Origin of the sequence: Aequitasia blattaphilus (assembly GCF_024721305.1) — a bacterium.
Lineage (GTDB): Bacteria > Bacillota > Clostridia > Lachnospirales > Lachnospiraceae > Aequitasia > Aequitasia blattaphila.
In genome coordinates this window covers 90,806-115,951 of sequence record NZ_JAMXOD010000008.1, presented here as the reverse complement: position 1 = coordinate 115,951, position 25,146 = coordinate 90,806, and the positions used below count along the sequence as shown (strand labels likewise).

Here is a 25,146-nt window from a genome sequence, read left to right as displayed (position 1 = left end):
TCCACCCTTGAGTTTAAGGACCCTTGAGTAATAATGATCGAAAATCATACGACATGTCATATAGTAGATATTGATAGGAGAGCTTATGAAAAAAATATTTTTGTTATTTATATGTTGTTTCATTTTAGTGGGATGTGAGTCAAAGAAAGATATTACGACAGCAGAAGTAGAAGAAAAAACTTTACCGGAGCTTGTAGTTGGAGAAGGGATGTTTTCTTTTGATACGAATTCTTACCCTGAATTAATCGGTTTTGCAGATTACGTGATTGTTGGAAAAGTGGTTGAAGAACTTTTAGTAGAGTATGAATCAGTCACAGAAGTGAGACAGGAAGATGGAACAATTAAAATGGAGGGAATTCCATTTTCGAATTATTTAGTATATGTTGAAGAAAGCATCAAAGGAAATATTCCTGCTGATCGTAATATAAAGATAAAAAAAATGGCTGGACTTTCGGAAGATGGAACTAAATGTTATCTTTTCAGTGATGATGTTTTGCCGATAGAAGGTAATCGATATGTTTTCTTTATTCAAGCGGAACAGGAGGGAACGAATATTGTTGGTGGTCCGAATTCTACGATTCCGTTAGATGATAATCAAAAAGAAATTACGACAACGAGAAGCTTCATATCGAGTGAGCAAGCCAACAACATAGAAGATGAAATAAAAAGAAGTGTTGATGTGCAGGTAATTGATGATAGAAAAAGATTTGTTTCGGATGATGCCATAGAGTAGTCGTTTGCGTATAAAGAAGTGTAAAAGGTGAAAGTTAATAGTTTCCTGTTTCGTGGGAATAGGAGGTAGGAGGAGAACATGAAAAAAATAATTCCAATTGTTTTGCTTTGGCTTTTATATGCTTTTCAAAGTGAAGCAACGAATGATGGCGTCTATCTGGAGAAGGTTCAGGAATGTGAAGAGTATCAAAATATTTTGGATATAGAAGAGGACGCTATGGATATGTTGCAAAGCGGTTATGGCATGGAATACTTTGATGAGATAAGTGAAAGTGATGTTCAGCTGGATTATTCAAGAATGTATAAAGTATATGTAGATACAGGTATAGAAAATGCGGGAACCAATGATGCAGAAATCATTAAGGAATATATTGAGAAAAGTGATTACTTTTGGAGTCTTCCAGTTGAAGTCAATGGAAATAAGTTGGAACTTACTTATGGGAAACATAGAGAGCCTTTAACGAATAAGGAAAAACTAGTATTGTCAGAAGAACAGATTGCTGAATATGAAAGTAACATGGGAAAGTGGGTGTGTCAAGGTGTCAGCATAGGTGTTAGACACTATTTGTCAGAAACTTTAGAGGAGGTTGGTCAACAGGTTGAATGTGAAGAGGCAGTTATTGTAGAATCAATACCAGGATTTCACTATGGAGTAGGAATTACGTTTCATAATCAAAAAGCTGAAAATGTACTTAGTCTTAATGAACCATATCCACTCATGGAGAAAGAAAATGTGGAAAAAATAAGGAAGAGTAAGAGATTCTTTGAAAAGAATGATTTGGAAGCAGGAGTATTTGATTTTAGTCAAGCAATGGAGCTATCTAATGCATTTGAACGTGGTTCGTTGGTTGTACATATTTCAGAAGCGCTAAATTCAGTTTCTATTGGAGTTGAAAGGAAGTGGATTCTTTTAGGAGGGCTAGGGATAATACTTTTTGTTGGTTGTGGTTTTCTTATACGTAAAAAGAAGAACTAAAGGATAAGAGAAACAGTTTTCAAAAGTAGATATTTTAAATACTATTAAACGGTTAGAACGAGGAGCAGTGGCCTCGATTCTTACACTAAATCTCCCGAAGGCTCTGGAAGGAGGACTTATCGAAATTCTGACTGCATAACTGCGATGAAGGGTTGACAGAAAATAAAATATACTGTGCTAGAGTGAAAAAGGAATTGAAATTCTTATAAAATAAGAAATTCGGTTCCTTTTTGCTTTGCTGTCATACATCGACCGTAGGTATAAAGAGGAGTAAACAAAATCTCACTAAGAGTCAACCACTCTGATGTGGACTTGTTAGAGAGGAAACTGCTTAAATTGAACGATAATATTTGGGCTTATATATTATTTCCCAAAAAAACTACTGATTAATTTCAAATATCTGAAAACACTTGACTATAGTACGAGTTGGAAGTATTATTTGCTATAATAAATGAATAATATTATGAAAGGAGTAAAAAATGGTTCAAAAAAAGAAAAGGTTTTATTTACTTATTTTATGTATTTCACTATTATGCGAAAATGCTAGATATGTATTTGCGGAAGAAACTGTACCACCTGTATCCACAAAAACCACTGATACAGATGAGGAGCTTAAGGAAGACAAAAGAACGGGTGAAGATGAGTATGGTTTAACTGAAGAGGAAAATATGTCAAATAGCAATTTAGAAGAAAAAAACACAATTATATCAAACACAGATTCAGAGACAGATGAATCAAATGTTAAGTCTATAAGAAACATTACTATTAAAAATCAGTGGATATTTGATAGTAATGTTGGGCGTTGGTGGTATAGACATAGCAATGGAAATTATACGATTAATGGTTGGGAGTTCATTGCTGGAAAATGGTACTATTTTGATAATTTAGGGTATATGTGTGTAGGGTGGCGTTATGTCTCTGGTGCATGGTACTATTTAGATGCGAGCGGAGCAATGCACACAGGCTGGAGACAAATAGGAGTTACATGGTACTACTTTAATTCCAGTGGCTCTATGCACATTGGCTGGCTACAGCAAGGGACGACTTGGTATTACCTTTCTGCAAGTGGTGCCATGCGCATAGGATGGTTACAGCAAGGTGCGGCCTGGTACTATTTTAACTCTAGTGGTTCTATGCTGACAGGGTGGCACACTATCTCAGGTGTTTTATACTATTTTAATTCTAGTGGTTCTATGGTTGAACGGAAAATGAAAGTCTCAAGAAAGAGACAAACATTCACATTCGCCGTTCCTGAGGGAGGATGGTCAACGGCTACAGCAGAATTGATATACCAAGAAAATTATATAAAAGCAGGTTCAAGCTCTCATTTTCTTGAAAGAGATGCTTCGGTCTTATACAACGTATCAGGTGCGACATCAACACCATCTGTTCATATGGGTACTATCAATCACTCAAACGGGAGAAATTTCAGTAAGTATAGTGATCTTAGTATAATATTTGATTCATCACAATGGTTAAGCGGTTATGGACTAAAAAATACCGAAAGAGTAATATATGCAAATAACGCAGGAATAACGGGAGTGCTACGTGCGGTAATATTCTGTAGTAGTGCACTTGTACCATCTAAAGGTATGTCAACAAGTCAAAGTCTAAATACAAAATAGGAGGAAAATATGAAATTCAAAAAGAGATTACTATCGTTTGCAGCTATATTCCTATTATTCTCAGCAATGTACTTAAATTCAGTAGCTGATGAGACAAAAAGCAATAAAGAGCTGGATTCATGGGGGGAATATTTAGCAACTCAGAATACAAACCCAAAATTCCGAAGCCGTTCAACGAAAAAGAAATCATACGCAAAAGGAAATCATATAATAGTAACATCAGAGGACATTGCACAAGCAAAGATATTCTTTTCTATAGCGGGAATGACTGATGAAATAGCGACTGAAGCGGCATATGAACATGTGACTCAACGTGAATCGCTGTATTATCAAGCACTTCAGAATGGGTACTTATGTTCAGACGGTGAAGTGCTGGAAAAGATTCAAGAACTGAAAGATATATTAATTGGTGAAAATGCGAGTACCGAATCCAAACAACAGGCGGAAGAAATCATCAAACATTTCGATAACGAAGAAGCTTATTGGGATTACCAAAAAAAAGTTTATGAGAAAAATTTGCCAATCGAAAAATATGTATCCTCCCTAATGGATTTGTATTATCAAGAAAACCCCAATGCATCCTCTGATGATTGGAATGAATATTTTGAAACCTTTAAACGTGAACTTGTTAGAGAGGAAAATGTTCAAATTAATTAATCCTCAACTTTTTTGCCTATACAAAATCCCCATAGTCGAAATCTCAATGGCATTAAGTTAAGAGGTTTAAAGAGAAGTTAGTATTGTTTGTGATATTAATTTCTCTTTTCTTTTCCCTTTGATTTAAGCTGATGAATTTTTTGTGGATTTAAGGACGTGACAAATAGACAAGAGCGTTCCCTTGTCAAAAAAGTGATATATCTATTCAAAAATCTATGCTATTCTATACATGAAACTTATTGCTTGTTTGGATTTCATTTCACGAGGCCTTGAACGTCCAGGTCGAATGGGCGTTATATATCTTGCAATAAGTGATTCAATATCAGGTGGGATATTTATACTAATTAGAAATTCACGACATATATGTACTGCGACAGAAAAATTGACTTTATATTCATATTTTCTATCTTTCTTTTCAATGACTACATGTGAGGTAATCAATTCTGAAAAGTTATACATGATTAACCGTGCAAAGATTTCTTGAAGTATGTATTCCACCTTTTTTGAGTGAAAATGAAGTAATCCTACCGTATATTTCAAATCTCTGAATGAAGTTTCAATTCCCCATCGCATACCATACAGTTGTTTCAGGGTATCCGCAGGAAATTCATCTGTATCCAGATTGGTGACTACAACTTCGTAAGAATTCTGTGATATTGGAAAGCGTACAATACGAAATGGCAAATTATAAAGTATGGTAGGATCAGATTTTTTGCTTTTAACAGGTAGATAGTCAAATGGTTTATTATGAGCGATTCGTCTATAGTGATTTCTTTGCTCAAAAAGTTTTTTCATTTCATTAGTCTGTTTCCGAGTTATTTTTAAATCTATATACTCATCGAATTCCTCAGTATCTGGCAACTCCAAACCATGTAGAATACCAGATGAATACCTGTTAAAATCTTTCACTCGTATTAGATAAAACCATCCTTTTTCTTGGATATAAGCCATGTTGTTGTATGCCTCATATCCTCTATCTGCAATCACAATTACATTTCCCTGCAAAGCTGATCTGTCTACCATTTCAGTTAGTGCTTTATTTTCACCAGCTTCTTTGCGTTTGAAAATGACTGCATCCTCATAAGTGTGAGATTTTATTAACTTAATGCCATTGGTCGAAATCTTATGGGGATTTTTCATATGTGTGTCAGGTGTGATTTGAAATCAAAATAACTGCTTAGATCCATTCTATATCAAATCAGTCAATTCATCTCATCACGATTTGGTGCTTCCAGAAGAGCTGGAAGGCGTATGGTTACTTCCGTGCCTTCACCCTTCGTGCTGTGATAAGAAAGACCATAATCCTCCCCATACATTACCTGAATACGCTTATGGGTATTGTATATGGCAATATTTGTGCCTCCGTTTTTGGGAGAAACAGTATTGTCATTAAGGAGGTTGTCCAGAGTATCTTCATCCATGCCTACTCCATCATCGGATATCAAAATGACCAAGGCATCTGCCTCAACCCAGCCCGTTAAAACAATGGTACCAGACTTACTATCCTTTTCCAAAATACCGTGAAGAATGGAATTCTCAATCACTGGCTGAAAGGTTAGTTTCGGTAAAGTATAATCCATAAGAACGTCAGGAAAGTCAACAACCAGGTCAATCTGATCGTTAAAACGCATATTTTGCAGCTCCACATAGATACAAGCATGCTCGGTTTCATTTGCAATGGTAGATACAGACTTACGCTTGCTTAAGGTTAGCTTATAGTACTTGGATAGCTTTTGGATGGCATTTGTAACCTCTTCGGATTTCCCCTGATTGGCCAGCCAGTTAATCATATCCATTGTATTGTAAAGGAAGTGAGGATTAATCTGAGCCTGGAGAGAGTTAAACTCGGCAATACGAAGATCGTCAATCAGTTTATGTATGGTATTGGTCATATAGCTATAGGAATCGATTACAATACCGATTTCATCATTGGTATCCGATGGGGGAAGGGCTTCTGGCAGTGCAGACTTTGCCTTAGTCATCTGACTGGACACCATAGAGAGCCTTCGGGTTAAAGAGTGAGAAAGCTTATAAGCAAGCCACAAAGCCAGCAGAATACAAAGGACATAGGCGAATAGAAGCAAGGCCACTATGCTATTACTTTTGGTTACCATAGGAGTAGAGGGCATGGCAATAACAAGGTACCACTTTGCAGCCTTGATATGATAGAACCCAGCGTACACCTCCTCACCAACCACCTCTTTCGTAATAAAGTTGTTGGAGGACATAAACTGATCCTCTACATTTTCATAACTGAAATGATACGTTCCGGCATTGGCCATATCGCTGGCAGCAACAATACTGTTTCGGTCATTGATAATGTATGCAACGTTGGAAGAAGAGGTAAGGCTCGATTTTAGGATATCCTCAATGGAATCCTGATTAAAATAAATGGCTAGATAACAAAACTTATAAGTGTTTTCATGCATCACGGAGAATTTTGTAATATATGCCATATTCCCATAAGAATTAATCTCCTTTGAACTGAGATAAAAGGAGGGACAAAACATGGAACTAATCATAGGATCCCCGCGAAAAATACCGTACCAATAGGTTCCTTTCGCGTGTTCGATAGAAGAGATATCCTTAGCTGCCATACCATCCTTGAATACACTTTCTGAAGAAGGAAGATCAAGGTAAAGACGAACCTCTTCAATTTCCCGGGTTTCTTCTAAGGCTTCCAAGGCATTATGGAAATCCAAGGCATCGGAAGAAAGGGCAATATCCTCCAGACTAATTGTGCGGTTAGGATTCACCAATTTTTTATAGTAATTTTCACTAATAATCTCATCATGAATACCAATGATTTCATCAACCTCTTTTTCGATACGAGGCGCTGTTTGACTGGCCGAATTTTGTTCGTTTCGTATGGTATCAGCAACAATCATTCCATAGAGTTTGAAAAAGAAAAAGACAATAATAACAGCCATAGGCAAGGTGATGATAATTAAGTAGCTTATGGTAAGTTTCTTTTGTATTTTGAAATTTTTATAGGTCTGAGTCAGTTTGTTTAGCAGTTTTTTCATTTGTCAGCTCCTCCCTGTATTTTGACGGAGTGACACCGGTGTATTTCTTAAAACTTTTGCTGAAGTAATTGCTGTTACTATAGCCAACCTTTGCGGAGATATCCGTAATCGGATTTCGCTTATCCTTTAAAAGCTGCATCGCTTTTTCCATGCGGTAATCTGTTAAAAACTGATTGATGGTTTTTCCCGTTAAGTTTTTAAAATAAGTACACATATAAGAAACGGAGAGAAAAGCATGGTCACTGATTTCTCAAGGTGTTGACTCTATCTGTATTGCTGCAAATGATGAAAATGCATTACAGGCTTCATTAGAGGAAGCAATGGATGCTGGAATTAAAGTATCTTGTTTGGATTCAAAAGTAAATGCGGACAGCAGAATGACTTTTGTGAATCAAGCAGGTACAACAGAAATTGGACAATCACTTATGGAAGCAATCTATGACATCACAGGTGGAGAAGGCCAATGGGCAATTCTTTCTGCAACATCTCAGGCTGCAAATCAGAATGCATGGATTGAAGCGATGAAAGAGGTTATGGCAGATGATTCTAAATACTCTAAGTTAGAGTTAGTAGAAGTTGCTTACGGTGATGACGAACCACAGAAATCTACAGATCAAACCCAGGCTTTACTGTCTAAGTATCCTGACTTAAAAGTAATCTGTGCACCAACGACAGTAGGTATCAATGCAGCAGCTAAAGTACTTCAGGATGAAAAATCTTCTGTTAAATTAACAGGACTTGGTTTACCATCTGAAATGGCAGAATACATTGGTGAAGGAGATGATTTCTCTTGCCCATATATGTATCTATGGAATCCAATTGATGTAGGACGTCTTGGAGCATACGCTTCAATCGCACTAGTGAACGAAGATATCACAGGAGCAGAAGGTGATACATTTACAGCTGGCGACATGGGAGATTACGAAGTAGTAAAGGCAAGTGATGGCGGAACAGAAGTTATCCTTGGACCTCCTTTCAAATTCGATCCTTCAAACATTGCTGAATGGAAAGACGTATACTAAAATGAAGAGAAAATCCTTTAAAATGAAGCTTTACGATGGTATGGCAAAAGAATATGAAAAACGTCACAATGAACTTTGGCCAGAAATGAAAGAGATGATTCACGATTTCGGTGGTTCCAACTATTCTATTTTCTTAGATGAAAAGACGAACATATTGTATGGCTATATAGAACTTCGTGATGAAGAACTTTGGGCGAAAAGCGCCGATACAGAGATTTGTAAAAAATGGTGGGAGTATATGGCAGATATTATGGAAACCAATCCAGATAACAGCCCTGTATCAGAGGATTTAGACCTGGTATTTCATTTAGATTAAAAATAAGGCATCTGGAATTAGATATATTCTAATTTCAGATGCTTTTTCAAATGAAAGATAGTATAATGATTGCAGCAATCAAAGGGAGAAAAAGACGATGAAAAAAACGAAAATTATCTGTTTTGCAAATAATAAAGGAGGAAGTGGGAAGTCAACAACCTGTGGAAATGTAGGTTATGGCTTGACTCTTCGAGGAAAAAAGGTTCTTCTCATTGATGGTGATATGCAATTAAATCTATCTCTTTCCCTATTTGATGAAGATCAGGTACTTAGTCTGGCAAAGGGAGAAAAGAATCTCTATGAGGCGATCAGAAAAGGAGAGGATTTACAAAGCTATATTTTGTCTACAAAATATGAAAACCTGGATATTATCCCCTCTTCTACACTAATGAGCTCTATTGAGTATGAGCTGTTTTCGAAGTGGCAAAGAGAATTTATCCTGAAAAAAGGATTGAAGAAGATTGTGGAAGATAAGAAATATGATTACATCTTAATTGATGCTCCTCCCACACTAGGAGGATGGGTTATGAATATCCTGTGTGCTTCTGATGAAGTCATTATACCGGTAGAAGCAACACCCTGGGGACTTTTTGGTATCGGCAATATGTTTGAATTTATTGAACAGGTTAAGGAAATTAATTCGAATCTTAAAATTGCAGGAATATTAATTACAAAGGTAGACACAAGGAAAAGCTACTTCAAGCAGACAATTGAAGACTTAAGAAACATTGAAAATATTCCGGTATTCCAGACGGTTATCCGGGTAGACAGTGCAGTGGAGTGGTCTCAAGATAATAATATGCCTGTTTTGGCCTATAAAAAAAGCAGTCGAAGCGGCAATGAATATTTGGAGCTGACGGATGAAATACTAAAGAGGCGATGATATGAATAAAAAAATCATTGAAAAGCTCTCCGTAATTACCGAAGAAGAAAAAGCAATTTTAGGCGGGGAAGAGAACATTGACCGAAAAATCTATACGGAAGAATCAGAGCTTGTGATGAGTGCAAGCAAGCTATTGGAAAGAGGAAAACTGATTCAAATCCGACCCCATACCCGGTTTATTCATTTCCCAGAGCATAGACATAACTATGTGGAAGTGATTTATATGTGCCAGGGCAGTACAACCCATATGATTAATGGGAATAAGGTGGTTTTGGAAACGGGGGATTTGTTGTTCCTAAATCAAAATGCAAGTCAAGAAATTGAGGCTGCCAGAGAAGAGGATATTGCGGTAAACTTTATTGTTCTGCCGGAATTTTTTAATCGTGCTTTTGATATGATGAAAGAAGAAGAAAATCTCCTACGGGATTTTTTAGTGGATAGCTTAGGGAAGGGAAGCCGTAGTGCTCCGTATCTCTATTTTCATGTTTCTGAGGTGCTGCCCGTACAGAATCTAATTGAAAATATGGTTTGGACATTGCTTTATAACGAACCAAATAAAAGAAGTATTAATCAGACGACAATGGGACTTTTATTTCTCCAGCTTTTAAATCATATGGATAAGATGGAGACAGGAGAAGATCCTTACGAAAAAGAAATGACCATTTCCATCTTAAATTACATTGAGAATAACTACCGGGATGGAAGCTTAGGTGAGCTGGCAAAAATCATGCAGCGAGATATTTACTGGCTGAGTAAAGAGGTAAAAAGAAGAACAGGAAAAAGCTTCAATGAAATGATGCAGACGAAAAAGATGTCACAGGCAGCCTATCTTTTGCTGCATAGTAAACTGCCTGTTATAAATATTATGGAGGCGATCGGGTATGATAACTCCAGCTATTTTTATCGGAAATTTAAGGAGCGTTATGGAATGACTCCAAAGGACTATCGGAGGATTCCTTCCAAAGCATTCGGTATTTATGAGGAGTAACCTCTTCCTTCCGTTTGAAAAGATTGATAAAATGTGTCTCATGAGGGATGCCGCAGCGCTCTGCTATCTGGGCAATGTTTAAAGAGGTATACCGAAGCAGCTCTTTGGCATAGTTGATACGAAGGGAAATCAAGTATTCCATAAGGGTTTGCCCCATGTGTTTTTTGAATTCACGGCTTAAATAATATTTACTAACGCCGACTTCCTTTGAAAGATCGTTTAAGGTGAGTGATTCTTCGAAATGCTTGTCCATAAAAGTGAATGCTTTCTGGATGAAGTCGGGGATATTTACAAGAGTTGATTCTCCGGCAGTAGTATCCATAATCAAATCCGTGAGAAGAGTGTTGATGAGGTTGGAGGATTTTACCTCAGTATGAACGCTCTTCTTTTTTGTCTCTTCTAATATTTCCAGGAGGTTCTTTTCCAGAGGGTTATTGAAGGAAGGTCTTAGGACAGGGGAGCTATTTCGTATAAATTCCTGGTAATATCCTAAAGCTTGCAGACCGTTAAAATGAAGCCAGATAAATTCCCATCCTTTTTTCTTGATGCATTGATAACGATGATGATTGTGGCAATTGAGAAAAAATGCATCTCCTTTTTCCAGAGTATAGGTTTTGCCTTCGTAATCCAGAGTGCCCTCCCCTTCAATCGTGTACAGAACCAGAAAGCTGACGAGATTTTCCCGTTCCGTATAGTAGGGAGGAAGTGTTTTAAAGTAGCCCACCTCTTGGACATAGAAGTACAGAGATTTGGCAGTACTGGAGGGGGTGGCAAAAATCCGCATGGAATCCTCAGACCAGACGGGCTTATAATGCTCCAAAAGTTTTTTGGCACTCATGTATCTATCACATCCTTTCCTTTGTCTTAGTGTACATTATCCATTCACAAAGCACAAGGCAATATACTGCGATTTTTCGACAAGATACTTAGATGTATATTTCAAAAGTGCTGATATAATAAAGGAAACAAGTAATTTTGATTCGAAAGGAGAAAGTGCAATGAAGGTAAGAATAGGATTATACAGTGCTGGATTAAACACATATTGGGGGCAGTTTGACGGACTTTATGATTGTCTGATGGGATACAATAAGTTTATTCAACGGGAGTTAGAGGCATACGGGGAAGTGTTCAATTTTGGAATGGTGGATACAGAGGAAAATGGACGGGAAGCAGGTGAGTTTTTTAACCGAAATAATGTAGATATTGTTTTCAGTCATTCTGCTACCTACTATACAAGTGCAACAGTTCTACCCATTCATCAATTGAATCAGGCACCGGTTATCGTGTTAAACTTACAGCCTGCACCAGAGATGAATTATGAGAAGACGGGAACGGATCGTTGGTTAGCCCAGTGTGTGGCTTGTCCAATTCCAGAAATTGCAAATGCTTTTAACCGAGCTGGCATTAAATACCGGGCAATCAATGGCTTACTTGGTTTGGATTATACACCAGACTTTTCTTTTGCAGAGGAAAATACGAAGGACAGACCAGAGGCAATAAAGGCTTGGAAGGAGATTGGAGAATGGTGTAAGGCAGCAATGGTGAAGCGTTCTCTTTCCCATGCAAGGTTTGGATTTCTTGGGGGGTATTATAGCGGTATGCTGGACATGTATTCAGACTTTACCATGCTTCAGGCGCAGACGGGAATGCATATAGAAGTACTGGAGATGTGTGATTTGGAGCTTTATCTTCGTCAGGTAAGGGAAGAAGAGATACAAGAAAAATTAAAAGAAATCCATGAGTTTTTCCAGATTTCTGGAGATTCTCCATCGGATCCAATTGCAAAGAAACCCACAGAGGAGCAGCTGACCTGGTCTGCTAAGGTGGCTGTGGCACAAGAGAAAATGGTAGAAGATAAAAATTTGGACAGCATTTCCTATTACTATCATGGACAGGACAATTACTACGAAGAGATTCAAAGTGGATTTATTGTGGGACATTCTCTGCTGACTGCAAAGGGGGTAGCCTGCTCAGGAGAAGGGGACATTAAAACCGCATTAGCCATGAAGATTGCAGACTTACTTGGAACGGGAGGAAGCTTTTGTGAGATTGTTGCAGCTGATTTTAATCGGGACACCATGATTTTAGGACATGATGGACCATTCCACTTTAAGATTTCAAAAGGCAAGCCTATCTTAAGAGGGATGGGGGTGTATCATGGAAAACGTGGAAGTGGTGTCTCTGTAGAAGCAAAGGTAAAACAAGGACCTGTTACCACAATTGGAATCACACAGAAGGTGAATGAGAAATTGCATATGAATATTAGTGAAGGAGAGGCAATTGACGCACCAATTCTAATGAATGGCAATACATCTACTCATATTAAGTTTGCAGATAAACCAGCAGAATATATGGATAAATGGTTTGCAGAAGCACCAACACACCATTTGGCGCTATCCGTTGGACATAACAAGGAGCTGTTTAAAAAAGTGGCGGATATAATGGATATTTCTTACTCTGTGTTTTAAAGTGAAAAAGAGACAAAAAAGGACGGTGTTTTTATCTAAATACCGTCCTTTTTTTCTTTTAAAAGTTCCTATAATATGAAGTATAAAGTAGGTGCTTAAGGAGGAAAAATAAGATGAAGAAATATTATCTTGCCGTTGATATCGGTGCATCAAGTGGACGACACATGCTCTCCTCCATTGAAGATGGAAAAATGACATTAGAAGAGGTGTATCGTTTCTCCAATGGGATGGACAATAAGGACGGTGTGCTCTGCTGGAATGTGGAACGGCTTTTTAAGGAAATTGTAAGTGGATTGAAAAAATGTACTGAGTTGGGAAAAATCCCTGTGTCGGTAGCCATAGACACATGGGGGGTAGACTATGTCCTTTTAGACGATCAGAACAATATTTTAGGGGATGTGGTAGGATACCGGGACAAAAGAACAGAGGGCATGGATGATGAGGTTTATAAAGTTGTTTCTCAGGAAGAGCTTTATAAAAGGACCGGTATTCAAAAAATGATCTTTAACACAGTTTATCAACTGATGGCTGTGAAGAAGCAGCATCCAGAATATATGGAGAAGGCAACAAGTCTGTTAATGATGCCGGATTATTTCCATTTTTTACTGACCGGAGTCAAAAAGATGGAGTACACCAATGCAACAACAGGGCAGCTGATTAATCCCAAAACCAATGATTGGGATTATGAATTGATTGATATGCTGGGGTATAAAAAGGAATTATTTGTTCCTGTTTCTATGCCAGGAGAAGTTGTAGGAGAATTTACACCAGAGATACAAAAGGAAGTAGGATTTAATGCGAAGGTGGTTCTTCCGGGAACTCATGATACAGCTTCGGCAGTTTTAGCAGTACCAACAAATAAGGATCATGCCTTATACATCAGCTCGGGCACATGGTCTTTAATGGGCGTGGAAAGAAAGGAAGCAGATTGCTCTGAAAAGAGTATGAAGGCGAATTTTACAAATGAGGGTGGATACGATCACCGTTACCGCTATTTGAAAAACATTATGGGTCTCTGGATGATTCAATCTGTGAAAAAAGAGTTCAAGGATGATTTGTCCTTTGCCACTATTTGTGAAATGGCATCCAAGGAGAGTATTACCTCTATTGTAGATTGTAATGATGATGCTTTTCTGGCACCAGACAGTATGATTGCGGCAGTGCAGGATTTTTGCCGAAATACAAATCAGCCTGTCCCGGAAAGTGTAGGGGAAATTGCTGCGGTTATTTATAACAGCCTGGCGAAATGTTACAGTGACACAATCAAAGAGATTGAAGATATTACCGGAATAGAATATGATACGGTATATGTTGTAGGAGGCGGCGCGAATGCAGGGTATTTAAATGAACTAACGGCGAAATACACAGGTAGAAAAGTGTCCGCAGGTCCAACAGAAGCAACAGCAATCGGAAATATTACAGTACAGATGCTGGCAGATGGAGTATTTAAGGATTTAGCAGAGGCGAGAACAGCAATCGGAAATTCATTTGATATTAAAAAATATTAGGAGGAAATAAGAAATGACAACAAGAGAAAGATACGAAAGTGCAAAAGAAGCGTATGCAGCAATTGGTGTAAACACAGATGAGGTGTTGGATTTACTAAAGTCAGTGCCGATTTCTATGCATTGCTGGCAGGGAGATGATGTAGCAGGCTTTGATACAAAGGGAGAGCTTACCGGTGGAATCCAGGCAACTGGAAACTATCCAGGAAAGGCAACAACTCCAGAAGAATTAATGAAAGATATCGACAAAGCATTAAGCTTGATTCCAGGAAAGCATAGAATTAATCTTCATGCAAGCTATGCGATTTTTGAAGAGGGTGAATGGGCTGATCGTGATAAGCTTGAGCCAAAGCACTTTAAGAAATGGGTTGATTTTGCAAAAGAAAGAGGACTTGGACTGGATTTTAATCCGACATTTTTCTCTCATGATAAAGCGAATGAATATACATTGACTCATCCGAAGGAAGAAGTACGTAAATTTTGGATTGACCATGGAAAAGCTTGTATCCGTATTTCTCAGTACTTTGCAGAAGAATTGGGAAGTCCTTGCCTTATGAATATCTGGATTCCAGACGGATTTAAAGATGTACCAGCAGACCGCATGGGACCAAGAGCAAGATACAAAGATTCTTTGGATCAAATTTTAGGCATTGATTATGATAAAGAAAAAGTATTGGTTTGTCTTGAGTCTAAGGTGTTTGGTATTGGTTTAGAGTCTTATACAGCAGGTTCAGCAGAATTTACTATGAACTACGTAATGAATAAAGGAATCACACCGTTGATGGATAATGGACATTATCACCCAATGGAAATGGTATCGGATAAGATTTCTTCACTTTTGTTATTCAGCGAAAAGATTGCTCTTCATGTTACAAGACCAGTTCGCTGGGATAGTGATCATGTTGTGTTATTGGATGATGAAACGAAAGAGATTGCAAAGGAAATTGTGAGAAATGATGCACTGAACCGTGTCATTATTGGTCTTGATTTCTTTGATGCAAGTATTAATCGTATTTCTGCATGGGTTGTTGGGATGAGAAATATGCAAAAAGCTTTGATGATGGCTATGCTTAGTCCGAATAAGAAGCTGAAAGAAATGCAGGATAATCAGGAATTCAGTGAATTAATGGTTATGCAGGAAGAATTAAAATGCTATCCTTTCGGCGATGTATGGGATTACTTCTGTGAAGTGAACGAAGTGCCGGAAAAAGCTGAATGGTTTAAGGAAGTTCAGAAGTATGAGAAGGATGTACTTTCACAAAGATAATAGAGTGTAATTTAAGGGACTGTTTTTGCAGTCCCTTTTGGCATATAGGAGAATGGAGATATACGTCTTGAATTTACTATTGGATATATTATAAAGACCAGTTATAATATATATATATGAAAGGTGGTGATACAAATGCCAGATGATTTATCGATAGTAATTAAAATGTCCTTCAAAAATGTAAAACGACCTCCTAAAAGTTAGACCAAAGCATCTAAACTTTTAGGAGGTCGTTTTTCACCGACTAATACATCGTTTCAACTCCCCAACAGAATTATTCAAAATCAATTCATTAGGAAAATCAGCTTTTTCAAGCAACTCATTTACATAAGAAAAATCTCCCACATGAGCCGATCCGTGAGAATCACTGGAAAGCAGCACGGGATAATGGTAGTGCTTCAGTAAATTTAGAATCATTAAATCATTAAATCGTGTATCTCCCCGATAACCTTCTGGACTAAGGGAAGAGTTATTGATCTCAAGGATTACCTTGTTTTTCATAGCTTCTACAACTAATACATGATAATCAACAGGAAAATGGGTATCATCAGGGTGCCCGATAAAATTCACATAGGGATTTTTCATTGCGTTGACATATGCACTTGTGTTTTCAGTAATAGATCCAGGCTTGAAAACAGGTCGGTGAAGGCTGGCGATAACGAAATCTAAGTTCTTCAAAAGCTCATCCTCTAAGTCTAAAGAACCATCCTCATCTAAGATATTTACCTCTGCTCCATAGAGCATTTCAATTCCCATCCGCTTTCGAATAGAAAAAGGAAGGCTTCTAAAATAAGAAGGCCGTCCGCCGCCTAAAGTTTTAGGACCATGGTCAGAAATCCCAAGCAAGGACAGATTCTTGTCCTTTGCAGCCTTTACCATGTCCGTAATTGTAGCTGAAGAGCCATGTCCGCTTGCGATGGTATGAGTGTGTATATCAAATAAGTAATTGTCCATATGATACCTTCTTTCCTGTGCGTTACCATACATAATAATTGAATTATGAGGGATTTATTGCGATTTGTCAATGGAAATGAGAGAAAAACAAAATAAAACAACATAAAAACCAATAATAAATAGTGGGATTGTGTTGACTTTGCGAAGGTGTTGCTTTATAATCAACAGTAATTAGGTAAGAAAGGAGTTTTTGATCATATGGGACTATATACCTATAACAGTGAGGATATTAAAAAGACGGATCGTATAACACAGCTTGTAGAAAACTTATATGCAAAAATGCCGGAAATCGAGTCGGCAAGAGCCCTTTTGATAACAGAGTCTTATAAGGAAACGGAAAATGAACCGATTATTATAAGAAGAGCAAAGGCTTACAAACATATTGTAGAAAACATTCCAATTACAATCAGAGATTTAGAATTGATTGTGGGAAGCAGTACGTTAGCTCCAAGGGGATGTCAAACTTATCCAGAATTCTCTTATGAATGGCTGGAAGCAGAATTAGATACAGTAGAAACAAGAAGTGCAGATCCTTTTTATATTGGAGAAAAGACAAAAAAAGATTTGCGGGAGATACACCCTTATTGGAAAGGGAAGACTACAAGTGATCTGGCCACATCTTACATGGAACCGGAGACCTTGCTTGCCATAGAACATAACATTTTTACAACCGGAAACTATTACTATAACGGAGTTGGACATATATGTGTGAAGTATGATGAAGTTTTAGCAATTGGTTTTTCGGGAATCAAGGAAAGAGCAAAAAAAGAGTTGGAAACATTAAGTCCTGGAGATGGTGATTTCCAAACAAAATCCAGATTTTTAGAAGCCGTAATGATGAGCTGTGATGCAACGATTGCTTATGGAAGACGGTATGCTGAGTTGGCTCTTTCTATGAGTGAAAAGGAAAATGATTCAACCCGCAAGATGGAGCTTTTGCACATTGCAGAAAATTGCAGTAATGTACCGGAAAATGGTGCAAGAAGTTTTTATGAGGCATGTCAGTCGGTTTGGTTCGTTCAACAGCTGTTACAGTTAGAGTCCAGTGGACACTCCATTTCACCGGGACGGTTTGATCAATATATGTATCCATACTATGAAAAGGACTTAAAGGCAGGAAAGATTACAAGAGAATTCGCCCAAGAGCTTATGGACTGTATTTGGGTGAAGTTAAATGATTTAAATAAGGTTCGAGACGCAGGAAGTGCAGAAGGATTTGCAGGATACAGTCTTTTCCAAAATCTGATTGCAGGCGGACAAAATGAGGATGGTATTGACGTGACGAACGATTTATCCTTTATGTCAATTCAAGCCTCCAGACACGTATTTCTTCCACAGCCATCACTGTCTGTTCGTGTATGGAATGGATCCCCTCACGAATTCTTAGTAAAGGCGGCAGAGCTGACCAGAACAGGAATTGGACTTCCGGCATACTACAATGATGAAGTGATTATTCCATCATTAGAGAGCAGAGGGTTAACGCTTCAAGAAGCGAGAAACTACTGTATTATCGGATGTGTAGAGCCTCAGATCATGGGAAAAACAGAAGGATGGCATGATGCGGCATTCTTTAACATGTGTAGACCCTTGGAGCTGGTTTTCTCAAGAGGAGTGGATAAAGGGGTTCAAATTGGACCGAAGACAAAAGCAGTAGAAGAGATGGGAAGTTTTGAGGAATTTTACGATGCATATAAAACTCAAATGAATTATATGATTGAGCTGTTAGTCAATGCGGATAATGCAATAGATGTTGCTCACGCTGCAAGATGTCCTCTTCCCTTCGAATCATCAATGGTAGATGATTGTATCAAAAGAGGAAAAGCTCTTCAGGAAGGCGGAGCAATTTATAACTTTACCGGGCCACAGGGATTTGGGATTGCAAATATGGCAGATTCCCTCTTTGTCATTAAAAAGCTTGTATTTGAAGAAAAGAAAATTTCTATGAAAGACTTAAAAGAAGCTTTGATTACCAATTTTGGAAAAGGTCTTGCTCCGGAAGACATTGCAGATATTGCCAGTCAAGTGGCAGGTGAAATGGTTACGGACAAGAAAAATTTAAATGAAACGGAAATTGCAGCAATCATTAAAGGAATTGTTGAAACCTTCGAATCCGCTGAGGTAAAGGAAAAAGGAGAGAAAATTCTTGCTTTGATTGAGGAAGTACCGAAGTTTGGAAACGATATTGAGGAAGTGGATTTATTTGCCAGAGATGTAGCTTACACTTACACCAGACCACTTGAAAAGTACAAAAATCCAAGAGGTGGTATTTTCCAGGCGGGATTATACCCCGTATCGGCAAATGTTCCATTAGGAGCACAGACAGGAGCTACACCAGACGGCCGGCTGGCCCATACACCAGTTGCGGACGGAGTATCACCGAGAGCGGGAGCTGATGAGAATGGACCAACCGCAGCAGCAAACTCTGTTGCGAAGCTGGATCACTATATTGCATCAAATGGAACCCTATTTAACCAGAAGTTCCATCCGTCGGCATTAAGTGGAGAAAGAGGTTTGGATAACTTTGTTGGATTGATTCGTTCCTTCTTTGATCAAAAGGGAAGCCATATGCAGTTCAATGTAGTAGACCGAAACACTCTTCTAGACGCACAAAAAAATCCGGATCAATATAAGCACCTGGTGGTACGCGTGGCAGGATACAGTGCTCTCTTTACAACATTGTCCAAATCACTGCAGGATGACATTATAAAAAGAACGGAGCAGGGAAGCTATGACGCAAACTAATACTTTAGAGACAAAAGGGCGAATATTTGATATACAGCGTTATTCCATCCATGATGGAGATGGAATAAGGACAATTGTGTTCTTAAAGGGATGTTCTCTTAGGTGCCGCTGGTGCAGTAACCCTGAATCCCAGGAGTATAAAATCCAGACAATGATGGTACAGGGAAAACCAAAGGTAATTGGTGAAGATGTAACGGTAAAAGAAGTTCTGGATATTGTGGAAAAGGATCGTAATTATTATAGAAGAACAGGGGGAGGACTCACTCTTTCTGGTGGGGAAATTCTTACTCAACCGGAGTTTGCTACAGCTCTTTTAAAGGGGGCGAAGGAACGAGGAATTACCACAGCAATTGAAAGCACAGGAAGAGCAAAGTGGGAAATTATTGAAGGTCTCCTTCCTTATTTAGATCAATATCTTTATGATATTAAACATATGGATAGCCGCAAGCACAAAGAGCACACCGGACAGGGAAATGAGCTGATGCTTGAAAATGTACGAAGGGTCAGCGAGTCGGGATTGACAGAATTAAGTATCCGGGTTCCGGTTATACCTGGATTCAATGATACGAAGGAAGAAATTCGAGCCATTGCCCGGTTCACAAAAACGCTTCCCAATGTAAAAAGACTTCATCTGCTGCCTTATCACAGATTGGGACAGGATAAATATGAAGGACTGGGACGAGAGTACCAAATGGGTGATGTAGCACCACCTTCAAATGAACAGATGAACGGGCTGCTCTTGGTAGCGAAAGAAGAGTCCGGTATTGAGTGTCAGATAGGAGGATAAAATGGAAGAAATGAACAGACCACAAAGAATCGTCCAGGAGCTCGTACCAGGAAAAGAAATTACGATTGCTCACTTAATTGCCAGTCCGGATGAGGTCCTCTATCAAAAACTTGGGTTAGACCCAAGTGTGGATCATAGCAAATCAGCGATTGGTGTATTGACGATTTCGCCGGCGGAAACGGCGATTATTGCAGCAGATGTGGCAATGAAAGCGGCGGGAGTAGAGATTGGATTCGTAGACCGCTTTAGCGGCACACTGATTGTAACCGGAACAATATCAGAAGCAGAAGCTTCCTTATCGGCGGTATTAAATTATGTGAAGGAAAAAATGAACTTTTCTGTATGTGAAATTACAAGGACATAAAAGATGAAGAAAATCGTATTAGCAGGTAGAAGCGAAACGGGGAAAACCACATTAACCCAAGCTTTAAAAGGTGAAAAGATACAATATCACAAAACGCAATATGTGAACAATTTTGATGTGATTATTGATACGCCGGGAGAATATGTTCAAACTCACGGATTAGGACATGCATTAGCCCTTTATACTTATGAAGCGGATGTGGTGGGACTTCTTCTTTCCTCGACGGAAAGCTACTCTCTTTATCCGCCTTGTGTGACACCGGTAGCAAACCGGGAGGTGATAGGGATTGTTACAAAGATTAACGACCCCAAGGGAAATGTGGAAAGAGCCAGGAAATGGCTGCACTTAGCAGGATGTAGGAAAATTTTTCTTGTGGACTCAAAAACTGGGGAAGGTGTTCCTGAGATATTGGAGTATTTAAAAGAGGAAGGGGATGTACTTCCCTGGGAAGAAAACAACAAAAACAACATATAATATTATTGACTAATGTGGGATTGTGTGGTAAACTTCAAGAGAAAACAACACGAAACAAACACATAGGTTATAAATCCAAGGAGGAAATTTAAAGATGGTTAACGAGTACGAAATCAAAAAAGAGATGTGTGAGATTGGAAGAAGAGTATACAACAGAGGAATGGTTGCTGCTAATGACGGTAATTTTTCTGTGAAATTAAATGACAACGAGTTTCTTTGCACGCCGACAGGAGTAAGCAAAGGTTTCATGACACCAGAATATATTTGTAAAGTTGATGCAGAAGGAAATGTTCTTCAAGCAAATAAAGGGTTTAAGCCTTCTTCAGAAATTAAAATGCACATGCGCGTGTATAAGGAGAGACCAGATGTAAATTCAGTAGTACATGCTCATCCTCTTTATGCTACAACTTTTGCGATTGCAGGAATTCCTTTAACACAACCAATTATGCCGGAAGCAGTAATTGCTCTTGGATGTGTTCCTATTGCGAAATACGGTACTCCTTCAACATATGAAATCCCAGATGCAGTATCTGAGCATTTACCATATTTTGACGCAGTACTTTTAGAAAATCATGGTGCGCTTACATTTTCTGATTCACTGTTAAATGCGTATCATAAGATGGAATCAGTAGAATTCTACGCTCAACTTCTATGGCAGACAATGCAAATCGGTGGGCCTCAGGAGTTAAACAAAGAACAAGTAGAAAAGCTTTATGAAATCAGAAGACAATTTGGTTTACCAGGAAAGCATCCTGCAAACGTTTGCCCAAATGCAAAAGCAGGAAAGCCAAGCTGTCATAGCTGTGGAAGCAGTTGTGGAAGTACCTCTCAAGAAGCAGGAACAGACGCAGACTTAGTTGCCTCAATTACAAAGAAAGTTCTGGAACAATTAGGGAAATAAGAATGGATAATCGTGAGATTGATGGAGCAATTAAAAGAGTGCTTCACGAAATGGAAAGCGGTATCAGCCTGAAAAAGGCAAATATCCTTATCGAAAAAGTAAAAGAAGAGGCCACTGCAATGGGATTGAACGTAGTGATTGCTGTGTCGGACAGAAGCGGACATCCGATTTCTGTTCAGTGTATGGATGATGCGTACATTGCAAGCTATGATGTGGCTGTTAATAAAGCTTTTACCTCAGTGAGTCTGAAGATGTCTACAAAAGAATTATCTAAGCTTTGTAAACCGGGAGACTCCCTTTATGGAATTCAATATACAAACCAAGGAAAAATCATCATATTTGGTGGTGGAGAACCCCTTAAGACAAAAGGAAGAATTGTAGGCGGACTTGGTGTGAGTGGAGGAAGTGCAGATGAGGATACAAGATTAGCCGCTTTTGGAAAAAAAGTTTTTGAGGAGGTAATCCAGTGTCTGTAAATGAACAGATGGTATCGACCATCGTGCAAGAAGTAATGGCCAAAATGCAGATTGCAGCAGATGCTTCAAATGCGAAGGGCGTATTCAAAGATATGAATGAAGCGATTGAAGCAGCAAAAGTGGCTCAGAAATATGTAGCAAAAATGTCTATGGATCAACGAGAGAAGATTATCACAGGCATTCGTAATAAAACAATAGAAAGCGCTGAAATCCTGGCTCGTATGGCAGTAGAGGAAACGGGTATGGGAAATGTGGGACATAAAATTTTGAAGCATCAGCTGGTCGCGGAGAAAACACCGGGTACAGAAGATATCAAAACCACAGCGTGGTCTGGAGACAGAGGACTTACCCTTGTGGAAATGGGACCCTTTGGAGTGATTGGAGCAATCACCCCAACAACCAATCCAAGTGAAACCATTATATGTAATACAATTGGTATGCTAGCCGGAGGTAATACAGTAGTATTTAATCCACATCCGGCAGCGATTAAAACCTCTCTCTATGCAATTAACATGATTAATGAAGCATCTGTTGAGGCAGGTGGACCTGATAATATTGCAACAACCGTTGAAAAGCCAACCCTTGATTCCAGTGGAGTCATGATGAAGCACAAAGATATTCCTCTTATTGCAGCAACGGGTGGACCGGGAGTCGTAACAGCAGTACTTTCTTCGGGAAAACGTGGGATTGGAGCAGGAGCTGGTAATCCTCCGGCTCTTGTGGATGAAACAGCAGATTTAAAAAAGGCTGCTGAGGATATTGTAAATGGCTGTACCTTTGATAATAACCTGCCCTGTATTGCTGAAAAAGAAGTAGTTGCTCTGGATGAAATTGCTGATGAGCTTATGCATTATATGGTTGCAGAGCAAGGATGCTATATGGCATCTGCTGAAGAACAGGAAAAGCTGACAGCCACAGTATTGCAGAATGGAAGACTCAATAGAAAATGTGTAGGAAGAGATGCGAAGACTCTATTAGGAATGATTGGAGTTACAGTACCGGATAATATAAGATGTATCATATTTGAAGGGGAAAAAGAACACCCATTGATTGCGGAAGAGTTGATGATGCCGATTCTTGGAATTGTAAGGGCTTCAAACTTTGAAGATGGTGTGGAAAAAGCAGTTTGGTTAGAACATGGAAATCGACATTCTGCACACATACATTCTAAAAACGTAGATCGTATTACGGAATATGCGAGAGCTCTTGATACTGCAATATTAGTTAAGAATGGTCCATCCTATGCAGCGCTTGGATTTGGCGGAGAAGGATATTGTACTTTTACCATTGCATCAAGAACGGGAGAAGGACTTACTAGCGCAAAGAGTTTCACAAAGAGAAGACGTTGTGTTATGACAGACAGTTTGTGTATCAGATAGAATAGTAGGAGGAAGTAAAAGATGGAAATGAATTCTGCAAATGTAGAAGCAGTCGTGAAGCAAGTATTAGAAAGTATGATGGATGGAAAAGGTACTTCAGCACCAGCTGGAAATACAAGCATCCCTAAAACTGCCCACGTTGCAATGTTAACAGAATTACAGAACTATGACATTAAAGAATTTCCTATGCCAGAGGTTGGAGATGGAGACATTCTCGTAAAAATTGAAGGTTGTGGAATTTGTGGAACCGATGCTCATGAGTTTAAAAACGATCCATTCAGTTTGATTCCAGTGGTTCTTGGACATGAAGGAACTGGTGAAATCGTAAAAATGGGAAAAAATGTAAAGATCGACAGCGCAGGAAAAGCATTAAAGCTGGGTGATAAGGTTGTAACTTGTATGATCTTTAAAGACAATCCAGATATTACGATGTTTGATTTGAACAAGCAAAATGTAGGAGGAGCAGATGTATACGGGCTTCTTCCAGATGATGAAGTTCATCTAAATGGCTGGTTTGCAGACTATATTTTAATACGGGAAGGCTCAACGGTATTTAATGTAAGCGACTTGGATTTGAAATCCAGAATTTTAATCGAACCTTGCGCAGTACTGATTCATGCAGTGGAACGAGCAAAGACAACTGGAATCTTAAGATTCAACTCAAGAGTTGTTGTACAGGGATGTGGACCAATCGGTTTGATTTGTATTGCAATCCTTCGGACAATGGGAATTGAGAACATTGTTGCAGTGGATGGAGAGCAAAAGAGACTTGATTTTGCAAAGAGAATGGGAGCAGATAAGAGTGTAAACTTTAAGGATCATAAAGGCATTGAGAATCTTGCAAAAGCAGTTGAAGATGCATTTGATGGACATCCGGCAGATTTTGCATTCCAGTGTACAGGTTCACCGGTTGCACATTCAAACATTTATAAATTCATCCGTAATGGCGGGGGGTTATGTGAACTTGGTTTCTTTATCAATGGAGGAGATGCCACAATCAATCCACACTTCGATCTTTGTTCAAAAGAGATTACATTGGTAGGTTCTTGGGTATACACACTAAGAGATTATGCAACTACCTTTGATTTCTTGAAAAGAGCAAAAGGAATCGGACTTCCAATGGATGAACTCATTACACATGAATATCCATTAGATAAAATAAATGAAGCCCATCAAACGAACTTGAAGATGGAAGGTTTAAAGATTGCTATTATTAACAAATAGTAACTTTTAAAGGAGAGTAGGATGCAAGAAGCAGTAGGTATGATAGAAGTTTTTGGGCTGGCAACGGCTTATGCAGCAGCGGATGCAGGCTGTAAGGCGGGGAACGTCCGACTGGAGACCTTTGATAAGAATAAACCTGCGAATGCAGATGATTTACCGGTTCCTTTGATTGTTATGGTGAAGTTTAGAGGCAGTATTTCGGACGTAGAAGCGGCTGTAGAAGCAGCAAGGATGAAAGCAGAAGAAATGGCGGGAGTCATCACGGCTCATGTAATAGCGAGACCGGTAGAAGGTACAGAAAAGATGTTGAAACTCAGTGGTTTAGATAAACCCAATGGTAAAAATAAAAAACACGTAAAAGAAGTTTAGGAGGAAAAGAA

General features: G+C 38.7%; 24 protein-coding genes and 1 pseudogene. 20 read left to right on the top strand and 5 right to left on the bottom strand.

The genetic code is table 11. The annotated features are described in order from the left end of the window. Positions 1–85: 85 nt before the first annotated feature. The 4 genes from NHH15_RS07380 to NHH15_RS07365 all read left to right on the top strand — a co-directional run bounded on the left by NHH15_RS07380 (position 86) and on the right by NHH15_RS07365 (position 3,990). Positions 86–733, top strand: a complete 648-nt coding sequence (locus NHH15_RS07380; protein ID WP_262066013.1) for a cell surface protein — start codon at positions 86–88, stop codon at positions 731–733. 78 nt (positions 734–811) lie between these two features. Continuing rightward, on the top strand, positions 812–1,708 hold the full coding sequence (locus NHH15_RS07375) for a hypothetical protein (protein WP_262066012.1): 897 nt from the start codon (positions 812–814) through the stop codon (positions 1,706–1,708). 479 nt (positions 1,709–2,187) lie between these two features. After that, complete coding sequence (locus NHH15_RS07370; protein ID WP_262066011.1) at positions 2,188–3,333, top strand: hypothetical protein; 1,146 nt, start codon at positions 2,188–2,190, stop codon at positions 3,331–3,333. Between the two features lie 9 nt (positions 3,334–3,342). Further along, positions 3,343–3,990 (top strand): hypothetical protein, encoded by a 648-nt coding sequence (locus NHH15_RS07365; RefSeq protein WP_262066010.1) that lies wholly within the window; start codon positions 3,343–3,345, stop codon positions 3,988–3,990. Positions 3,991–4,203: 213 nt separating this feature from the next. Here NHH15_RS07365 and NHH15_RS07360 read toward each other — a convergent pair whose 3' ends face one another. From NHH15_RS07360 to NHH15_RS15765, 3 genes are all read right to left on the bottom strand, one after another. Continuing rightward, positions 4,204–5,130, bottom strand: a complete 927-nt coding sequence (locus NHH15_RS07360) for an IS4 family transposase (RefSeq protein WP_262066009.1) — start codon at positions 5,128–5,130, stop codon at positions 4,204–4,206. 62 nt (positions 5,131–5,192) lie between these two features. Next, positions 5,193–7,016: a sensor histidine kinase gene (locus NHH15_RS07355; protein WP_262066008.1), complete on the bottom strand. Its 1,824-nt coding sequence runs from the start codon at positions 7,014–7,016 to the stop codon at positions 5,193–5,195. Then, complete coding sequence (locus NHH15_RS15765; RefSeq protein ID WP_262066007.1) at positions 6,979–7,230, bottom strand: helix-turn-helix domain-containing protein; 252 nt, start codon at positions 7,228–7,230, stop codon at positions 6,979–6,981. Before NHH15_RS15765 ends, NHH15_RS07355 begins: the two co-directional genes overlap by 38 nt. Positions 7,231–7,255: 25 nt before the next feature. Between NHH15_RS15765 and NHH15_RS07345 the strand changes: the two are divergent. The 4 genes and pseudogenes from NHH15_RS07345 to NHH15_RS07330 form a co-directional block, all read left to right on the top strand. Further along, positions 7,256–8,038: pseudogene (locus NHH15_RS07345) on the top strand (substrate-binding domain-containing protein); the annotation flags it as partial. 1 nt (position 8,039) lies between these two features. Then, on the top strand, positions 8,040–8,354 hold the full coding sequence (rhaM, locus tag NHH15_RS07340; RefSeq protein ID WP_262066006.1) for an L-rhamnose mutarotase: 315 nt from the start codon (positions 8,040–8,042) through the stop codon (positions 8,352–8,354). A gap of 97 nt (positions 8,355–8,451) precedes the next feature. Beyond that, positions 8,452–9,237 (top strand): ParA family protein, encoded by a 786-nt coding sequence (locus NHH15_RS07335; RefSeq protein WP_262066005.1) that lies wholly within the window; start codon positions 8,452–8,454, stop codon positions 9,235–9,237. Between the two features lies 1 nt (position 9,238). After that, entirely contained in the window at positions 9,239–10,225 is a 987-nt protein-coding gene (locus NHH15_RS07330) for an AraC family transcriptional regulator (protein WP_262066004.1), read from the top strand. Here the strand turns inward: NHH15_RS07330 and NHH15_RS07325 are convergent. Next, positions 10,149–11,063: an AraC family transcriptional regulator gene (locus NHH15_RS07325; protein WP_262066003.1), complete on the bottom strand. Its 915-nt coding sequence runs from the start codon at positions 11,061–11,063 to the stop codon at positions 10,149–10,151. The genes NHH15_RS07330 and NHH15_RS07325 overlap by 77 nt on opposite strands. Before the next feature lie 160 nt (positions 11,064–11,223). Here NHH15_RS07325 and NHH15_RS07320 point away from each other — a divergent pair, with 160 nt between their 5' ends. The 3 genes from NHH15_RS07320 to NHH15_RS07310 all read left to right on the top strand — a co-directional run bounded on the left by NHH15_RS07320 (position 11,224) and on the right by NHH15_RS07310 (position 15,465). Next, positions 11,224–12,693, top strand: coding sequence for an L-fucose/L-arabinose isomerase family protein (locus NHH15_RS07320; protein WP_262066002.1), 1,470 nt, complete (start codon positions 11,224–11,226; stop codon positions 12,691–12,693). Positions 12,694–12,806: 113 nt separating this feature from the next. After that, positions 12,807–14,201: a rhamnulokinase gene (rhaB, locus tag NHH15_RS07315; RefSeq protein WP_262066001.1), complete on the top strand. Its 1,395-nt coding sequence runs from the start codon at positions 12,807–12,809 to the stop codon at positions 14,199–14,201. 13 nt (positions 14,202–14,214) lie between these two features. Continuing rightward, on the top strand, positions 14,215–15,465 hold the full coding sequence (locus tag NHH15_RS07310) for an L-rhamnose isomerase (protein WP_262066000.1): 1,251 nt from the start codon (positions 14,215–14,217) through the stop codon (positions 15,463–15,465). Positions 15,466–15,702: 237 nt separating this feature from the next. On the opposite strand, the gene NHH15_RS07305 is transcribed toward NHH15_RS07310, so the two are convergent. Continuing rightward, positions 15,703–16,419: a phosphatase gene (locus NHH15_RS07305; RefSeq protein ID WP_262065999.1), complete on the bottom strand. Its 717-nt coding sequence runs from the start codon at positions 16,417–16,419 to the stop codon at positions 15,703–15,705. 198 nt (positions 16,420–16,617) lie between these two features. Between NHH15_RS07305 and NHH15_RS07300 the strand changes: the two genes are divergently transcribed. The 9 genes from NHH15_RS07300 to NHH15_RS07260 all read left to right on the top strand — a co-directional run bounded on the left by NHH15_RS07300 (position 16,618) and on the right by NHH15_RS07260 (position 25,135). Next, the gene (locus tag NHH15_RS07300; protein ID WP_262065998.1) at positions 16,618–19,161 is read left to right on the top strand and encodes a glycyl radical protein; all 2,544 of its coding nucleotides are present in this window, start codon (positions 16,618–16,620) and stop codon (positions 19,159–19,161) included. Beyond that, positions 19,148–19,948 (top strand): glycyl-radical enzyme activating protein, encoded by an 801-nt coding sequence (locus NHH15_RS07295; RefSeq protein WP_262065997.1) that lies wholly within the window; start codon positions 19,148–19,150, stop codon positions 19,946–19,948. Before NHH15_RS07300 ends, NHH15_RS07295 begins: the two co-directional genes overlap by 14 nt. A gap of 1 nt (position 19,949) precedes the next feature. After that, positions 19,950–20,312 carry a BMC domain-containing protein gene (locus tag NHH15_RS07290; RefSeq protein WP_262065996.1) on the top strand — a complete coding sequence of 121 codons (363 nt, stop codon included), beginning with the start codon at positions 19,950–19,952 and terminating at the stop codon, positions 20,310–20,312. A 3-nt stretch (positions 20,313–20,315) separates the two neighbouring features. Next, positions 20,316–20,786 (top strand): EutP/PduV family microcompartment system protein, encoded by a 471-nt coding sequence (locus NHH15_RS07285; RefSeq protein ID WP_262065995.1) that lies wholly within the window; start codon positions 20,316–20,318, stop codon positions 20,784–20,786. A gap of 94 nt (positions 20,787–20,880) precedes the next feature. Then, positions 20,881–21,687 carry a class II aldolase/adducin family protein gene (locus tag NHH15_RS07280; RefSeq protein WP_262065994.1) on the top strand — a complete coding sequence of 269 codons (807 nt, stop codon included), beginning with the start codon at positions 20,881–20,883 and terminating at the stop codon, positions 21,685–21,687. Between the two features lie 2 nt (positions 21,688–21,689). Then, positions 21,690–22,163: a GlcG/HbpS family heme-binding protein gene (locus tag NHH15_RS07275; protein ID WP_262065993.1), complete on the top strand. Its 474-nt coding sequence runs from the start codon at positions 21,690–21,692 to the stop codon at positions 22,161–22,163. Next, positions 22,154–23,542 carry an aldehyde dehydrogenase family protein gene (locus NHH15_RS07270; protein ID WP_262065992.1) on the top strand — a complete coding sequence of 463 codons (1,389 nt, stop codon included), beginning with the start codon at positions 22,154–22,156 and terminating at the stop codon, positions 23,540–23,542. Before NHH15_RS07275 ends, NHH15_RS07270 begins: the two co-directional genes overlap by 10 nt. Positions 23,543–23,563: 21 nt before the next feature. Next, positions 23,564–24,766: a zinc-dependent alcohol dehydrogenase gene (locus tag NHH15_RS07265; RefSeq protein WP_262065991.1), complete on the top strand. Its 1,203-nt coding sequence runs from the start codon at positions 23,564–23,566 to the stop codon at positions 24,764–24,766. Positions 24,767–24,787: 21 nt separating this feature from the next. Continuing rightward, the gene (locus NHH15_RS07260) at positions 24,788–25,135 is read left to right on the top strand and encodes a BMC domain-containing protein (RefSeq protein ID WP_262065990.1); all 348 of its coding nucleotides are present in this window, start codon (positions 24,788–24,790) and stop codon (positions 25,133–25,135) included. The last annotated feature ends 11 nt before the right edge of the window (positions 25,136–25,146 follow it).

What these genes read in the sequence shown, in the direction of transcription:
- NHH15_RS07310 (WP_262066000.1), top strand. Translation starts at nt 14,215, where the DNA reads ATGACAACAAGAGAAAGATACGAAAGTGCAAAAGAAGCGTATGCAGCA.
- NHH15_RS07280 (WP_262065994.1), top strand. Translation starts at nt 20,881, where the DNA reads ATGGTTAACGAGTACGAAATCAAAAAAGAGATGTGTGAGATTGGAAGA.
- NHH15_RS07325 (WP_262066003.1), bottom strand. Translation starts at nt 11,063, where the DNA reads ATGAGTGCCAAAAAACTTTTGGAGCATTATAAGCCCGTCTGGTCTGAG.
- NHH15_RS07355 (WP_262066008.1), bottom strand. Translation starts at nt 7,016, where the DNA reads ATGAAAAAACTGCTAAACAAACTGACTCAGACCTATAAAAATTTCAAA.
- NHH15_RS07285 (WP_262065995.1), top strand. Translation starts at nt 20,316, where the DNA reads ATGAAGAAAATCGTATTAGCAGGTAGAAGCGAAACGGGGAAAACCACA.
- NHH15_RS07370 (WP_262066011.1), top strand. Translation starts at nt 2,188, where the DNA reads ATGGTTCAAAAAAAGAAAAGGTTTTATTTACTTATTTTATGTATTTCA.
- rhaB (WP_262066001.1), top strand. Translation starts at nt 12,807, where the DNA reads ATGAAGAAATATTATCTTGCCGTTGATATCGGTGCATCAAGTGGACGA.
- NHH15_RS07295 (WP_262065997.1), top strand. Translation starts at nt 19,148, where the DNA reads ATGACGCAAACTAATACTTTAGAGACAAAAGGGCGAATATTTGATATA.
- NHH15_RS15765 (WP_262066007.1), bottom strand. Translation starts at nt 7,230, where the DNA reads ATGTGTACTTATTTTAAAAACTTAACGGGAAAAACCATCAATCAGTTT.
- NHH15_RS07365 (WP_262066010.1), top strand. Translation starts at nt 3,343, where the DNA reads ATGAAATTCAAAAAGAGATTACTATCGTTTGCAGCTATATTCCTATTA.
- NHH15_RS07380 (WP_262066013.1), top strand. Translation starts at nt 86, where the DNA reads ATGAAAAAAATATTTTTGTTATTTATATGTTGTTTCATTTTAGTGGGA.
- NHH15_RS07320 (WP_262066002.1), top strand. Translation starts at nt 11,224, where the DNA reads ATGAAGGTAAGAATAGGATTATACAGTGCTGGATTAAACACATATTGG.
- NHH15_RS07375 (WP_262066012.1), top strand. Translation starts at nt 812, where the DNA reads ATGAAAAAAATAATTCCAATTGTTTTGCTTTGGCTTTTATATGCTTTT.
- NHH15_RS07300 (WP_262065998.1), top strand. Translation starts at nt 16,618, where the DNA reads ATGGGACTATATACCTATAACAGTGAGGATATTAAAAAGACGGATCGT.
- NHH15_RS07330 (WP_262066004.1), top strand. Translation starts at nt 9,239, where the DNA reads ATGAATAAAAAAATCATTGAAAAGCTCTCCGTAATTACCGAAGAAGAA.
- NHH15_RS07290 (WP_262065996.1), top strand. Translation starts at nt 19,950, where the DNA reads ATGGAAGAAATGAACAGACCACAAAGAATCGTCCAGGAGCTCGTACCA.
- NHH15_RS07335 (WP_262066005.1), top strand. Translation starts at nt 8,452, where the DNA reads ATGAAAAAAACGAAAATTATCTGTTTTGCAAATAATAAAGGAGGAAGT.
- rhaM (WP_262066006.1), top strand. Translation starts at nt 8,040, where the DNA reads ATGAAGAGAAAATCCTTTAAAATGAAGCTTTACGATGGTATGGCAAAA.
- NHH15_RS07275 (WP_262065993.1), top strand. Translation starts at nt 21,690, where the DNA reads ATGGATAATCGTGAGATTGATGGAGCAATTAAAAGAGTGCTTCACGAA.
- NHH15_RS07305 (WP_262065999.1), bottom strand. Translation starts at nt 16,419, where the DNA reads ATGGACAATTACTTATTTGATATACACACTCATACCATCGCAAGCGGA.
- NHH15_RS07265 (WP_262065991.1), top strand. Translation starts at nt 23,564, where the DNA reads ATGGAAATGAATTCTGCAAATGTAGAAGCAGTCGTGAAGCAAGTATTA.
- NHH15_RS07260 (WP_262065990.1), top strand. Translation starts at nt 24,788, where the DNA reads ATGCAAGAAGCAGTAGGTATGATAGAAGTTTTTGGGCTGGCAACGGCT.
- NHH15_RS07360 (WP_262066009.1), bottom strand. Translation starts at nt 5,130, where the DNA reads ATGAAAAATCCCCATAAGATTTCGACCAATGGCATTAAGTTAATAAAA.